11 protein-coding genes are annotated in these 14,135 nt (G+C 44.9%); 6 read left to right on the top strand and 5 right to left on the bottom strand.

Annotated features, from left to right (window positions below; all coding sequences use genetic code 11):
• Positions 1 to 139 precede the first annotated feature (139 nt).
• Complete coding sequence (djlA, locus tag R7Q11_RS09150) at positions 140 to 994, top strand: co-chaperone DjlA (RefSeq protein WP_005383076.1); 855 nt, start codon at positions 140 to 142, stop codon at positions 992 to 994.
• A 142-nt stretch (positions 995 to 1,136) separates the two neighbouring features.
• Here djlA and R7Q11_RS09145 read toward each other — a convergent pair whose 3' ends face one another.
• The 5 genes from R7Q11_RS09145 to leuA all read right to left on the bottom strand — a co-directional run bounded on the left by R7Q11_RS09145 (position 1,137) and on the right by leuA (position 7,185).
• On the bottom strand, positions 1,137 to 1,919 hold the full coding sequence (locus R7Q11_RS09145) for a DUF547 domain-containing protein (protein ID WP_005383074.1): 783 nt from the start codon (positions 1,917 to 1,919) through the stop codon (positions 1,137 to 1,139).
• Between the two features lie 335 nt (positions 1,920 to 2,254).
• Positions 2,255 to 2,857 carry a 3-isopropylmalate dehydratase small subunit gene (gene leuD, locus R7Q11_RS09140; protein WP_005383071.1) on the bottom strand — a complete coding sequence of 201 codons (603 nt, stop codon included), beginning with the start codon at positions 2,855 to 2,857 and terminating at the stop codon, positions 2,255 to 2,257.
• 11 nt (positions 2,858 to 2,868) lie between these two features.
• Positions 2,869 to 4,269 carry a 3-isopropylmalate dehydratase large subunit gene (leuC, locus tag R7Q11_RS09135; RefSeq protein ID WP_005379681.1) on the bottom strand — a complete coding sequence of 467 codons (1,401 nt, stop codon included), beginning with the start codon at positions 4,267 to 4,269 and terminating at the stop codon, positions 2,869 to 2,871.
• 194 nt (positions 4,270 to 4,463) lie between these two features.
• Positions 4,464 to 5,555: a 3-isopropylmalate dehydrogenase gene (leuB, locus tag R7Q11_RS09130; protein WP_017820268.1), complete on the bottom strand. Its 1,092-nt coding sequence runs from the start codon at positions 5,553 to 5,555 to the stop codon at positions 4,464 to 4,466.
• Between the two features lie 82 nt (positions 5,556 to 5,637).
• A complete protein-coding gene (gene leuA, locus R7Q11_RS09125; RefSeq protein ID WP_005379685.1) occupies positions 5,638 to 7,185 on the bottom strand; it encodes a 2-isopropylmalate synthase in 1,548 nt (515 codons plus the stop codon).
• 517 nt (positions 7,186 to 7,702) lie between these two features.
• Here leuA and R7Q11_RS09120 point away from each other — a divergent pair.
• From R7Q11_RS09120 to R7Q11_RS09100, 5 genes are all read left to right on the top strand, one after another.
• A complete protein-coding gene (locus R7Q11_RS09120) occupies positions 7,703 to 8,500 on the top strand; it encodes an SH3 domain-containing protein (protein WP_047101941.1) in 798 nt (265 codons plus the stop codon).
• 152 nt (positions 8,501 to 8,652) lie between these two features.
• Positions 8,653 to 9,201 carry a phosphatase PAP2 family protein gene (locus R7Q11_RS09115; protein WP_005379690.1) on the top strand — a complete coding sequence of 183 codons (549 nt, stop codon included), beginning with the start codon at positions 8,653 to 8,655 and terminating at the stop codon, positions 9,199 to 9,201.
• Positions 9,202 to 9,204: 3 nt separating this feature from the next.
• A complete protein-coding gene (locus R7Q11_RS09110) occupies positions 9,205 to 10,251 on the top strand; it encodes an MJ1255/VC2487 family glycosyltransferase (RefSeq protein WP_054576647.1) in 1,047 nt (348 codons plus the stop codon).
• Positions 10,252 to 10,804: 553 nt separating this feature from the next.
• Entirely contained in the window at positions 10,805 to 11,764 is a 960-nt protein-coding gene (gene calR / locus R7Q11_RS09105) for a LysR family transcriptional regulator CalR (RefSeq protein WP_005379693.1), read from the top strand.
• 293 nt (positions 11,765 to 12,057) lie between these two features.
• Positions 12,058 to 13,866, top strand: a complete 1,809-nt coding sequence (locus tag R7Q11_RS09100; protein WP_225466387.1) for an AMP-dependent synthetase/ligase — start codon at positions 12,058 to 12,060, stop codon at positions 13,864 to 13,866.
• Positions 13,867 to 14,135: the final 269 nt, after the last annotated feature.

Here is a 14,135-nt window from a genome sequence, read left to right as displayed (position 1 = left end):
CGACAAAATAGCTGCAAAGATAAGCAGGCGAAATGGCCTAGCCGAAATAAAACTAATTCCATTATCATAAAGGAAATCGTTGCATCCGGCACTATAAGACCGCCGTCGTCGATAAAAATTCATTGATAGAGAACACATAATGCATATTTTTGGCAAAATTCTGGGTGCCTTTTTTGGCTTGTTACTTGGCGGGCCGCTAGGTTTACTCTTTGGCTTATTTATTGGCCATCAATTCGATAAAGCACGTCGCTTGAGTCAAGCCGGGTTCTCTACTGGCGGCTTTGGAAAAGGGCCAAGTCAAGCTCAGCGCCAAGAAGAGTTTTTTAAAGCGGCGTTTGCGGTAATGGGACATGTGGCAAAAGCGAAAGGCCAAGTCACCAAAGAGGAAATCCAACTGGCTTCAGCCATGATGGACCGCATGAATTTGCATGGCGAACAGCGTCGCGCAGCGCAAGACGCGTTTCGTGAAGGTAAAGACAGCGACTTTCCGTTAGAAGATGTTCTTGTTCGTGTGAAAATTTCGACAGCTGGTCGCTTTGACTTGTTGCAATTTTTCTTAGAGCTGCAAATCTCGGCGGCCTTTGCAGATGGCTCGATCCACCCGAGTGAACGAAATGTACTACACAAGATTGCACGTGGTTTGGGTTTCTCTTCTGAGCAATTAGAGCGTCGTTTGCAAATGCAAGAAGCCGCATTTCGTTTCCAAAGCCAGGGCGGTTTTCATGGTCAGCATCAAGGCCAATCTTCAGGTGGTAGCTGGCAACAAGCTTCACAAGCGGATCAGTTGGCCGACGCGTACAAAATTCTGGATGTGTCTTCAGATGCAGACAGTAAAACCGTTAAGCGTGCTTATCGTAAACTGATGAACGAGCATCACCCGGACAAATTGATGGCTAAAGGCTTACCACCAGAGATGATGAACGTCGCGAAAGAGAAATCTCAAGAGATTCAAAACGCTTACGATCTTATTAAGAAGGTTAAAGGCTTTAAGTAGTCGGACGTTTTCTATCAAACATTTGGATGTAAAAAAGGGCACTCAGTGCCCTTTTTTTTCATGTCTTAGTCTTTGAGTTGCCGGTGTCTTTAGCTTTTGGCCTATTATGTCCCTAATGCTAATTGACCTCACATCCCCCAGTTTAGTTGGCTTGATTCAAGTCCCAATCGTATTCGTATTTCACTTTGCCAGAGAAGTTTTTGTATTGCGGTGCGTACTTTGCGATGTGTTTGAAGATTTGTTTTTCTCCACCAAAGTCCGTTGCAAACCAATCATAAATAGAAGACAGCTGTGCCGTGTTACCTTGGATAGATACGCCTTTGCTGCTGTTGATAAATGTTTTGGCGGCACTATCCAGTAGAGCTTGCGTGTTGTCAGCAGTGAATGCTTGAGATTGCAGATTAGGGCATCCTAGGCTGGCACAGTTAACCGCGTAATGCGTTCTTGGGTCATTCCAAATTGGACGCAAAATTCGATGTTCAATATCGTTTAAAGTTAGATCCTTCCCATTGACCACGACCACATCGTCTCCCCAAGGACCAAAGCTAAATAAACCACCTAGCTTGGTGATTGATTCGACTGGATAGTTATCCAAAATAAGATCTACCGTGATGGCGTTGTAAAGGTTTACCCAATAGGCATATTGCTCTGCTTGGTTGTATTGTAGAGGGTCTAGTTTTGCCAAACGCTGGATGTATTGTTTCAGCTTAGTTTTATCGACAGAGGAGACTTGGCTATAACGAAACAAGGTATTCTCGCCTTGTTCAACTAAATAAGTATCGAGCAGTTGTTGCCATTCTTGATGAGAAATTTGGGTTTGGTTGGCTTGATTCGATTGTTTCCAATATGGCCATAAGTCGGATTTAGGCGCGGACAATGTCGAGAAAGAAACCAGAGCACACAACAGCAATAACAGACGCTTCATAGAGATACCTTTGAATGAGATATTGTTGATAGTGTAGACCAGTTTAGTGCTTGTTTTCTTTCAGTAATCAGTGGCCTTTATTCGCTGTCATTCCGAGGAGCATAAGCGATATCAGGAATCTAATACCCACAAACTCTTGAGTAAAGACAGTATGAATCTGTACAGTGCGCTCTGGTAGTCGATCCTGAATCACGCTCCTTCGTCGCTGTTCAGGATGACGAATTTCAACAGAGGCGTTCGGTATTCTGTAAGCAAAGCGATATGAGATCAGTCACCCAAAACAAATCAAGGGCCGACAATTGCCAGCCCTTGATTTGTGTATTTACTAACGCGTCTTAACGCAAGAAGCTTGGAATATTCGCTTCGTACTCAGCAATCTTATCTTCGTGTTGAAGGGTTAGGCCAATGTTGTCCAAACCGTTTAGCAAGCAATGACGACGGAACGAATCGATTTCAAAACCATATTCTTTGCCGTTGGCTCGAACGACATTCGCTTCTAGGTCGACCTCGACTTCTGCACCTTCATTTGCCTCAACAAACTGGAAGATTTCATCCACTTCTTGTTCAGTCAAACGAACTGGCACCATTTGGTTGTTGATCGAGTTGCCGTAAAAAATATCGGCAAAGCTTGGTGCGATCATCGCTTTGATGCCGTAATCCGCTAGTGCCCACGGTGCGTGCTCACGAGATGAGCCACAGCCGAAGTTTTCACGAGCCAGCAAGATAGACGCGCCTTGGTAGCGAGGTGCGTTCATCACGAACTCTGGATTTGGCTGTTCGCCAGCATCGTCTAGGAAGCGCCAGTCATGGAATAGGTGCTTACCAAACCCTAGGCGGGAGACCTTTTGTAGGAACTGCTTTGGAATGATGGCATCAGTATCAACGTTCGCTGCATCTAGAGGAACAACTAAGCCTGTGTGTTGTTTAAAGCCTGACATTGGTTTGCTCCTTAGTCTAGTTCACGAATATCTACAAAGTGACCAGCAATTGCTGCTGCCGCTGCCATCGCAGGGCTCACTAGGTGGGTACGGCCATCACGACCTTGGCGGCCTTCAAAGTTACGGTTTGAAGTAGACGCACAACGTTCATGTGGGCCCAAACGGTCATTGTTCATTGCTAGACACATCGAGCAACCTGGTAGGCGCCACTCAAAGCCCGCTTCTTTAAAGATAACGTCCAAGCCTTCCGCTTCTGCTTGCGCTTTTACTTGCTCAGAGCCAGGAACGATCAGCGCTTGAACGTGAGGCGCGACTTTGCGACCTTTCGCTACTTCAGCGGCTGCGCGCATGTCTTCGATACGTGAGTTAGTACAAGAACCAACGAAGACTTTATCGACGTTGTAATCAGACAATGACTTGCCTGCCTCTAGGCCCATGTAAGCCAATGCTTTTTCTGCCGATGCCTTTTCTACTGGGTCGGCAAAGCTTTCTGGTGCTGGGATAGGTTGATCTACCGCGATCACTTGGCCTGGGTTAGTACCCCAAGTGACTTGTGGTTTAATGTCTGCTGCGTTTAGCGTCACGACTGCATCAAACTGAGCATCATCGTCAGTTTTTAATGTCTTCCAGTATTCTACTGCTGCATCAAAGTCGGCACCTTGAGGTGAGAATTTACGGCCTTTGATGTATTCGAACGTGGTTTCATCTGGCGCAATCAAACCGGCTTTCGCACCTAGCTCTATCGCCATGTTACATACGGTCATGCGGCCTTCCATTGAAAGGTCAGTGATCGCTTCACCACAGAATTCAACCACGTAGCCTGTACCGCCAGCTGCTGTAGTTTCACCGATGATTGCTAGCACGATATCTTTCGCCGTGATACCCGGAGCCACTTTGCCTTTTACTTCGATCTTCATCGTTTTGGCGCGCGCTTGTTTTAGCGTTTGAGTTGCTAATACGTGCTCAACTTCTGATGTACCAATACCAAAAGCGAGAGAGCCGAATGCACCGTGTGTAGCCGTGTGCGAGTCACCACAAACAATGGTCATGCCCGGTAGGGTAATACCAAGCTCTGGGCCCATAACATGCACAATACCTTGGTATTTATGGTTGATGTCGTAAAGCGTAACGCCAAACTCTTCACAGTTTTTCGATAGCGTTTCCATCTGGATACGAGCCATCTCACCCGATGCGTTGATGTCTTTGGTGGTTGTCGAAACGTTGTGGTCCATGGTGGCAAAAGTTTTGCTGACCTGACGCACTTTACGACCTTTTTCACGCAAGCCGTCAAATGCTTGCGGAGACGTCACTTCGTGTACCAAGTGACGGTCGATGTACAAGATTGGGTTTTCCCCTTCTGCTGCGACGGCAACGTGTGCGTCGTAGACTTTTTCGTATAATGTTTTGCCCATTGTTTGCTTCCTTTCCTCATCGCCGTTGCCGCAATAACTGCGTTAGCGACACCCGTTTATCCAGTTATTTAGCTTATTTAGCGAACTAAACGCCTTAATATAAATGGGCTTGCTGCCTTGCTATTGCACCAATGACTTAGAGGAAAGCCATTGGTTGACCGAGGATTTAGTATTTATTATGAATCTGTTTTGTATTAAGAGTTTAAGACGTACTCAGCGATCTTATCGCCCATCTCAGACGTCGAAAGTGCTGGGTTGTCACCAGCAAGGTCACCCGTTAGTTCCCCCGCTGATAGCGCTTTTGAAACTGCCGTTTCGATGTCTTGTGCCGCCGTTTCCTCACCTAGGCTATAACGTAGCATCAGTGCCGCAGACAGGATTTGTGCCACAGGGTTAGCGATGTTCTTACCTGCGATATCTGGTGCACTGCCACCTGCTGGCTCGTACAGACCGAATTTGCTTTCGTTTAGACTTGCTGATGGCAACATACCCATAGAGCCTGTGATCATCGCACATTCATCAGAAATGATGTCGCCGAAGATGTTTGAACACAGCATTACGTCGAACTGAGCAGGGTCTTTGATAAGCTGCATAGTCGCGTTATCAATGTACATGTGTGACAACTCGACATCTGGGTAGTCTTTTGCGATTTCTTCGACTACTTCACGCCATAAGATAGAGCTTTGTAGAACGTTCGCTTTGTCGATAGAGCACACTTTCTTGCGACGTAGACGAGCAGAGTCAAAAGCGATTTTTGCAATACGTTCGATCTCAAAGCGGTGGTACACCTCAGTATCAAATGCTTTTTCTGTTGCGCCTTCACCTTCACGACCTTTCGGTTGGCCGAAGTAGATACCACCCGTCAGTTCACGGACTACCACGATGTCAAAGCCGCGACCCGAGATGTCTGCACGTAGCGGTGAGAAAGCTTCAAGACCTGAGTGAATTTGCGCTGGACGTAAGTTACAGAACAGTTGGAAGTGTTTGCGTAGTGGAAGTAGGGCACCACGTTCAGGTTGGTCGTTTGGTGGTAAGTGCTCCCACTTAGGGCCGCCAACCGAGCCGAATAGGACTGCATCAGACTCTTCACATGCTTTTATTGTGCTCTCTGGAAGTGGGCAACCGTGGTTGTCGATCGCGATACCACCGACATCATGCTCGTCACGCTCAAACGCAATACCATGTTTCTTTTCGATTGCATCCAATACTTTATGTGCCTGCGCCATTACTTCCGGGCCAATGCCGTCACCGGGTAGGACGGCAATTTTGTACGATTTGTCTGTCATGTTAATCCTTTAAGTTTTCTAATTTTGAGCTTAATTATTTCAACGAGCGTGTTCTTTCCTGAGCCGTGTAGCCCGGTTGTTATTACACAGTCGCAATCTTTTTCTGCTTCATTTCTTCGATTTTATCTGCACGATGAATGCTGTTAATAACGTGCAATAATGCTTGGCCGGAAGCCTCAACGATGTCGGTGGAAACACCCGTACCGTGGTATTTGCGACCTTTGTAGTTGGCAATGATGTCTGCTTGACCCAAACCATCTTCACCTTCACCTTTCGCGGTTAGGTCGAATTTATCCAGAACGATGTCGTAGCCTGTCACGCGGTAGATACATTGGTATAGCGCATCAACTGGGCCATTACCGACCGCTGCTTCACACATTTCTTCATCACCGCATTGCATTTTGATGCTGGTGGTAGCCATTACGCTGCCAGACTGCACGCTTAGGTAGCTCAATTTGTAGAAGTCATCTTCTTCACGCAAGTTCGAGAAGTGCATTAGGGCTTCTAGGTCGTAATCGAACACTTGGCCTTTGCGATCAGCAAGTTTCAAGAAATCCGCATACAGCGCGTCTAGGTTGTACTCGTCTTCGTTGTAACCCATGGTATCCATATGGCTCTTCACGGCAGCGCGACCGCTGCGGCTGGTTAGGTTCAGAGCTTGGTTTTTTAGGCCAATAGACTCAGGGGTCATGATTTCGTAGGTATTCTTATTCTTCAACATGCCATCTTGGTGGATGCCTGAAGAGTGGCTAAACGCATTTGCACCCACAATTGCTTTGTTGCTTTGAATAGGCATATTGCATAGCTGGCTAACCAACTTACTGGTGCGGTGAATTTCATCATGCTTAATGCCAGTGTGAACGCCCAAAAACTCTTGACGAGTCTTGATGATCATTGCGATCTCTTCAAGTGAACAGTTACCCGCTCGCTCTCCAATGCCATTGATCGTGCCTTCTATCTGACGTGCGCCAGCTTGAACGGCGGCAATAGAGTTGGCAACTGACATCCCCAAATCGTCGTGACAGTGAACGGAGATGATCGCTTTATCAATGTTCGGAACGCGGTTAAATAGGGTTTCAATAATCCCACCAAACTCACTTGGTACGGTGTAGCCAACGGTATCTGGAATGTTGATTGTACTCGCACCTGCATTGATGGCGGCTTCTACCATGCGACATAGGTTGTCGATTGGAGTACGACCAGCATCTTCACAAGAAAACTCGACATCATCAGTGTAGTTACGTGCATGTTTAACGGCGTTGACTGCCATTTCTAGTACATCGTCGTAGCTGCGGCGTAGTTTGTCTTCTACGTGAATGGTGGAAGTGGCTAAAAACGTGTGAATACGGAATTGGTCAGCCACTTTTAATGCTTCAGCGGCAGCATCAATGTCTTTCGCAACGGCACGCGAAAGGGCACAAACTCGACTGTTTTTTATGTTTTTTGCGATGGTTTGTACAGACTCGAAATCACCTGGTGAAGAGATTGGGAAGCCAGCTTCGATAACATCAACGCCGAGTCTTTCCAGCGCATAGGCAATCTGCAGTTTTTCTTTAACCGTCAAGCTTGCTGACAACGCTTGCTCGCCATCACGCAATGTGGTGTCGAATATAATGACCTGATCGTTCATGTTTGCTTCCTTCCTGATTTCTGCACTTTTGCGCAAGTGAATCGTTTACTTCCAGTATTTAGATATAAAAAAACCCGCATTCTCATGCGGGTTCTTAGAAATTGGTGTGGTTATTTTTCTTCCACAGCCTACCCGCGCGAACTGGTCACGATCAGGAGGAGGCTAAGCAGGATAGAAAAATGAGCTGACATAGTTGTTAAGCTTTCCACATAATTAAGTTAACAAATTAGTACCGCACTCCATGAAGCGCGTCAACCCTAAAGTCGATTTTTTATTCATATCGGATGAGTCTTTTCGTTTGCTTGAAAAAAATGATGCACTAAGTGAAACGACATGATGCGATAGAAACGTGCTAGAAGAAGTAAGTTCTCATCAAGTTTGCGACGTTTCATTACCAAAACAAGCATCGGGATTGCGACTTGTCACACAAAGGTCCGAATTGTTTGGCAAAAGTTTTGAATGACCATTTATAGTAGTGCAGTTGCACTAGGTAAAAGAAATAAGGGTTAGGGAAAGAATGAGGTTAACAAAACAATTTGGACGTTCAGCCATAGTATTTACTCTGGTCAGCTTGTCGGGTTGTCAGCTGTTTCAATCGCAGACCTATGTGGAAGTGGCTTCCCCCGTTGTTATGAATGATCACTCGCAGAGCGTCATGGTTATCAATGATCAAATGGATCGATTTTTGAGTTATGAGGGACGCGAATCGTTCTTGAATCAGATGCTTGTTGCCCTTGAGTCTGACAGCCGAAATAAGTTTAAAGGTAAAGATCCGGAAACGTATTCTTGGTGGAAGATCCGCGTTCAACCTAGTGAGAAACAGCAAGCGGAAGTTTTCCGACCAACCACTGAAGGTGTCGATACTTCAAACCCAGTAGAGTTTATGGATGTTTCTTACCGCTCTAAGACCACATTAAACCTACGCTCTAAACCGAGTCTTGAAGGGGCAAAGCTTGGCGTATTATCGAAAGGGGAAGTCTTTAATGTGCTAGCAAAAGTGGTTGATCAACCTTGGTTTCTCGTTGAACAGAAAGGAGTGATAAAAGGTTATGTCCATAAGGATTATGCGCGCAGCAATGTGATAAATCGTGACATTTTATCTACTCAGCCTAACCCTCTACTAGAGCCTAAATCGAGTAAAACGGAGCAAACGAGTATAGAGCATGAACTGTCGGGAAACTATACTTGCCGCTCACTGAGCTATGAGCTTACAAAAGATGGCGACATGACGACGGGCTCTTTGCGCGCCTGTCGCAAGAAGAGAAAAGTCTGGTATATAGACACCCCTCAACCGCAACCAGCAAACCCTTCTTAATGTTCTATTTTTATGGTTATGCCCAATAGATAAATTGTTGGGCACACCTTAATTTGGCCTTTGTCATTAATTGTCCAAATTCCCGTCATGCTGTTGTCACCTAAACCTCCTACTTTTCACACAAAGGCGTTGTCAAAGTAAGGAAAGGTCACATGCGAACCATAGAGACAATTACACAGCCAATTGCAACCATTGCTAAGTTTGATTTAGCGCTCTCTAGTGTTTGTCTTAAGCACCGTTTTAATCAACAAGTCGCCAATATCAGCAAAGGAGTCTCCCACAGTGGTGACGGGCATCTTTACTTGGTGTTGGGTTTATTAGCTTGGTATTTAGATAAGGAGCAAGGAGTCTGGTTTTTACTGGCGGGTTTACTTGCTTTTGCTATCGAGCTACCAATTTATTGGACGCTGAAAAATAGTTTTAAGCGTCGTCGCCCTGAAGAGCTTAGTGCACTCCTTCCTGCTTTTATTACTCCCTCCGATCGCTACAGTCTTCCTTCAGGACACACTGCCGCTGCGTTTGTCATGGCGACGCTGATTGACCATTTCTATCCGAGCCTAGGCGTTGCTGCATTCTTTTGGGCAAGTTTAATCGGAACCGCGCGAATCTTATTGGGTGTGCACTTTTTTACCGATGTCATCATTGGTGCACTGCTTGGCAGTCTTTGTGGTGGATTAGCGATTGCGATGTTAGGAGGCTAATTGATGAAAATCTTGTACGGTGTTCAAGGGACAGGAAACGGACATATTGCACGCGCAAGGGCGATGAGTCATGCGTTTAAAGAGCACAATGTTGAGGTCAACTTTTTGTTTTCTGGGCGAGCGCCGGAAAAATACTTTTCAATGGAAGCATTTGGCGATTACCAGACTCGCCGAGGCTTCACCTTTATTACCGAAAAAGGCTCTGTAAACTACGCGAAAACAGCATTGAATAACAATTTGGTGCAGTTTTTCAAAGAAGTTAAGCAACTCGATCTGTCGTCCTACGATCTTATCATTAATGATTTCGAACCTGTGACTGCGTGGGCAGCGAGACAACAAAATAAGCCTTCTATTGGTATTAGCCACCAAAATGCTTTCCGTTATCCGGTGCCACTAAAGGGAGCAAGTTGGTTAGATAAATCCGTCATTGAATACTTTGCGCCTTCTCAACATCACCTTGGTTTGCATTGGCATCATTTTGATCAACCTTTGTTACCACCAATAGTGCATACCGTCGATAGCCAAGCAGAAAACGACGACTTCGTGTTGGTGTATCTGCCGTTCGAATCGATAGAAGATATCTCGGACTTATTGTTCCACTTTAATCAACAAGCGTTTATCTGTTATCACCCGGATGTGATCGAATGTGAGCAGGTAGAAAACATAGAACTGCGCCCTTTATGCCACAGCAACTTCCAGCATCATTTGCATCGCTGTAGTGGTGTCATTGCTAATGGTGGGTTTGAGCTTCCTTCAGAAGCCTTGTCTTTGGGGAAAAAATTGTTACTAAAGCCACTCGCGGGTCAATTCGAGCAGCAGAGCAATGTTGCGACCTTAGAAGATTTAGGGCTTGCGATGTCGATGGAGAGCTTAGACATTTCCGCAGTACGCCAGTGGCTAAAGGAGCAACAAGCCGAAAGTGTGAAATACCCAGATGTTGCTCAGGCTATTGTTCATTGGGTACTGCAAGGTGCATGGGATTCAAAAGCAGAGTTATCCAGACAACTGTGGGAGCAGGTTGATTTTCCAAGTTACGTGTCGAACATTTAAGTACGTTGTTCAGTACACTGTTCCTTCCATTTTTGACACGATTTTGTTGCAGCCTTTCTGTTTAGAAGGCTGCATTTTTATTCTTCCTCTCTCATTTCTATTCAGTGTGTATTTGCTGATAATTTGACTGATAAGTGCAAAATTCAATCAGAGATATAGCTGTCATCTGTTGTTCTTATTCCAACTAATAACTGAGCTAAATGCATGCTTGTGTTGACCGCCTGTCCTATCAATTTGCTAAATACGTCCTCAAAGAATGCATTTTTACGTGTTTTATAGTTTTTTATGTTTTTATCAAGTCTTTGTTATTTAATAAATAAATACCTAATTGGCTAAAATTTACTGATTAAATATCAATCTAGTTGCGAAACCGCAATCGATTAGTTGATAGTACAGTTCGAGCCGGAAGTATCCGGACGATAAATATAATAAAAAGTTAGGTTATCTATTCGTAAAATGATTCGAATCCAGCCGCCGTCTTTTGTGCGAGATGGGATTCTATTCGTTATGAATTTAATGAACAAAGTTGACGATTACAAAAGAGGCGCACTCAATGTTAGAGAAGAAAGACGCGATGAGCGCAATTGCTAGCTACCGTATGGAAAGCACTTTGCGTGGTGTAGATTTAAACCTACTGACTGTATTTGATGCTGTAATGCAAGAGCAAAATATTACTCGTGCAGCACATAACCTAGGCATGTCTCAACCGGCAGTAAGTAACGCCGTGGCACGCTTAAAAGTGATGTTTAACGACGAGCTATTCATGCGCCAAGGCCGTGGTATTCAGCCTACGCAACGAGCTCGTCAACTGTTTGGCCCTATTCGCCAAGCACTACAGCTGATTCGCAATGAACTTCCTAGCTCTGTATTCCAACCAGAATCTTCGACTCGCTTATTCAAGCTTGCGATTTGCAGCCCTTGTGACATGCGTTTTGCTCCGAAGATCATGGCAAAAGTGAATCAACAAGCACCAAACGTTCAGCTTCATCTAGATGCAGAATTTGACCGTTTGTTGTCTGAGCGTATGCGCTACCAAGAAATTGATTTCGTGATCGACTACGCTCGTTTTGATGAGCAAGGTTTCTCAAGTACTGAAATCTTCAAAGATGAATTAGTGGTTATCGCATCAAAAACCCACCCACGCATTCAAGGTGGTGTGACGGCTGAGCAACTGCTTAACGAAAAGCATGCGAAGTTATCGAAAGTGCATGGCCAACGTAGTTTCTCAGAGCAAGCGTACCGTGAACTGGATTGCCAAGCGGCGTATGAAGGTTCTAGTTTAAGCAACCTACTATACGTGGTGGGTCAATCTGAGCTTGTGACTATTGCACCACGTTGGATGGCGGAAAATGCGGTAAACAGCGATCAACTGCAAATTCTTGATTTCCCATTTGCGAACAAAGAAATCAGCGGATTCTTAAGCTGGCATGAATCAAGTGAAAAAGATAAAGGCCACATTTGGCTACGCGATCAACTGATGATCACTTGTGGTGAAGTCGTTGCCGCAAAATAAGATGACGTTTGGTCTTCTCGATTAGACCATATTGGTAATCATCAATTTTTACAATTCATTGGTCCCCGAGCGATTTTTGTCTCTCGGGGCTTTTTGTTTTCGTAATCAACAATCGAAACAGTAAGTTAAATAGAGTAATCATTCAGCAATTTGAGGTACGTTCGCGACGTATAAGTGATAGTTGTCTCTTATTAGTGATAAGTTTGATACTGGTCAGTTGCGTTTTAGCAAGCCGTGAGTACACTTGTTCGCTCAATTAGCTTACGCCTGTAAGCCAAAAGGTAAGTAAAAGAATGGCCAAGTTAGATTTTCATATCGTTAAACGTATTCGTGAACAAATTGCGAACGGTGGTACACGCGTTGCACTCAAGCATAAAGTGGGTGAGGAGTGGCAAGGTATTACGTGGACGCAATTTGGTCAGCAAGTTGATGCTTTATCACTTGCACTTTTGGCTCAGGGATTAGGAGTCCAAGATAAGATCGGCATTTTCTCGAACAACATGCCGCAATGGACGATTGCTGATATCGCAGCACTGCAATTACGCAGCGTGACAGTACCTATTTACCCAACCAATACTGCCGCCCAGTCGGCGTACATCATTAACAATGCAGACGTCAAAGTTCTGTTTGTTGGTGAACAGCCTCAACTTGATGCAGCAGTGAGCATTTTCGACCAGTGCGAACAGTTAGAGCTCATTGTTGCGATGTCTGATGATGTGGAACTTGGCGATCATGATTTCGTTATCTCTTGGCAAGCATTTGTTGCCAAAGGCGACACTACATATCAAGTTGAATTGGACGCGCGTTTAGATCAGGCAAAAGAAGATGATCTACTCACGCTGATCTACACCTCGGGTACAACAGGCCAGCCAAAAGGCGCTATGTTGGACTACGCAAACATTGCGGCGCAATTGGAAGGGCACGATCAGCGCTTGAGCCTTTCTCAAAGTGACGTGTCATTATGCTTCCTTCCGTTGTCACACGTATTTGAGCGCGCTTGGACCTTTTATGTATTGTACAAAGGGGCGACCAACTGCTATTTGCAAGACACCATGCAAGTACGTGATGCACTGAGCCAGGTGCGACCTACCGTGATGTGTGCCGTACCGCGTTTCTATGAAAAGATCTTCTCTGCGATTCACGAGAAAGTGTCTCGCGCGCCGATTCATCGTAAGATCATGTTTACTTGGGCAGTCAACATGGGCGCAAAAATGGCCGCTTGTCATCAAGAAAAACGTCAGCCATCGCTCTTGCTGCGTAAGTCATACGCTTTGGCGGATAAGTTGGTTCTGAGCAAACTGCGTGCGCTACTTGGCGGGCAAATCAACTTTATGCCTTGTGGCGGTGCAAAGTTGGATGAAACCATCGGTCGATTCTTCCATGCGATTGGTATCAACGTTAAGTTGGGCTACGGCATGACTGAAACCACGGCGACAGTATCGTGTTGGGATGATAAATGTTTTAACCCCGACTCTATTGGTATGTCGATGCCTGGCGCACAGGTTAAGATTGGCGAAAACAACGAGATTCTGGTTCGTGGTCCAATGGTGATGCGTGGCTATTACAAAATGCCAGAAGAGACGGAAAAGACCTTTGATGAGCACGGTTTCCTAAAAACGGGCGACGCTGGTTACATTGATGAAAATGGCAACTTGTTCATCACCGACCGTATCAAAGAGTTGATGAAAACTTCAGGTGGTAAATACATCGCTCCACAAATGATTGAAGGTGCGATTGGTAAAGACCACTTCATCGAGCAAATCGCAGTCATTGCGGATACTCGTAAGTTTGTTTCTGCGCTTATCGTGCCTTGTTATGACTCGCTAGAAGAGTACGCGAAAGAGCTGAATATCAAATATCACGATCGCGTTGAGTTGATTAAGCACCACCAGGTGGTCGAAATGCTTGAGAAGCGTGTGAACGATCTTCAAAAAGAGTTGGCAAAGTTTGAACAAGTAAAGAAGTTTAAACTGTTACCAAGAGCTTTCTCTATGGATGATGGTGAGTTAACGCCAACTCAAAAACTTCGTCGTAAAGTCATCAATGACAAATACCAAGATGAAATTGAAGAAATGTATAAGGAAAAGTCGGATAAAAAGTAACTTAAGCTGACTTAGATTTTATATTGATGAAAAAATCCCCAGTGATGTGATCGCGCATTGCTGGGGATTTTTGTTTGTATTGATTTTTTCTGTTCTGCTCGTCAAATAACGCTATTTCGCACCCTGTAGCTAAAAGCTTATGAAATAATGTTCTTTTTTTAAGCGTTAATTTTTTAGGTTGTACTGTGAAATAGGAGATGTGTGGCTGCTATTCCTACTAACATTCTAATTACTAGTATCTTGTTTAAAAAGTAGACCAATCTCTCATT

The sequence above is a fragment of the Vibrio sp. 970 genome (assembly GCF_033339075.1).
This window is presented reverse-complemented; position numbering and strand designations above follow the sequence as displayed.

Excerpts from the sequence above, each read along its gene's own strand:
- leuD (WP_005383071.1), bottom strand. The coding sequence starts at position 2,857 with ATGTCAGGCTTTAAACAACACACAGGCTTAGTTGTTCCTCTAGATGCA.
- R7Q11_RS09145 (WP_005383074.1), bottom strand. The coding sequence starts at position 1,919 with ATGAAGCGTCTGTTATTGCTGTTGTGTGCTCTGGTTTCTTTCTCGACA.
- R7Q11_RS09115 (WP_005379690.1), top strand. The coding sequence starts at position 8,653 with ATGCGAACCATAGAGACAATTACACAGCCAATTGCAACCATTGCTAAG.
- calR (WP_005379693.1), top strand. The coding sequence starts at position 10,805 with ATGTTAGAGAAGAAAGACGCGATGAGCGCAATTGCTAGCTACCGTATG.
- leuC (WP_005379681.1), bottom strand. The coding sequence starts at position 4,269 with ATGGGCAAAACATTATACGAAAAAGTCTACGACGCACACGTTGCCGTC.
- leuB (WP_017820268.1), bottom strand. The coding sequence starts at position 5,555 with ATGACAGACAAATCGTACAAAATTGCCGTCCTACCCGGTGACGGCATT.
- djlA (WP_005383076.1), top strand. The coding sequence starts at position 140 with ATGCATATTTTTGGCAAAATTCTGGGTGCCTTTTTTGGCTTGTTACTT.
- R7Q11_RS09100 (WP_225466387.1), top strand. The coding sequence starts at position 12,058 with ATGGCCAAGTTAGATTTTCATATCGTTAAACGTATTCGTGAACAAATT.
- leuA (WP_005379685.1), bottom strand. The coding sequence starts at position 7,185 with ATGAACGATCAGGTCATTATATTCGACACCACATTGCGTGATGGCGAG.
- R7Q11_RS09120 (WP_047101941.1), top strand. The coding sequence starts at position 7,703 with ATGAGGTTAACAAAACAATTTGGACGTTCAGCCATAGTATTTACTCTG.
- R7Q11_RS09110 (WP_054576647.1), top strand. The coding sequence starts at position 9,205 with ATGAAAATCTTGTACGGTGTTCAAGGGACAGGAAACGGACATATTGCA.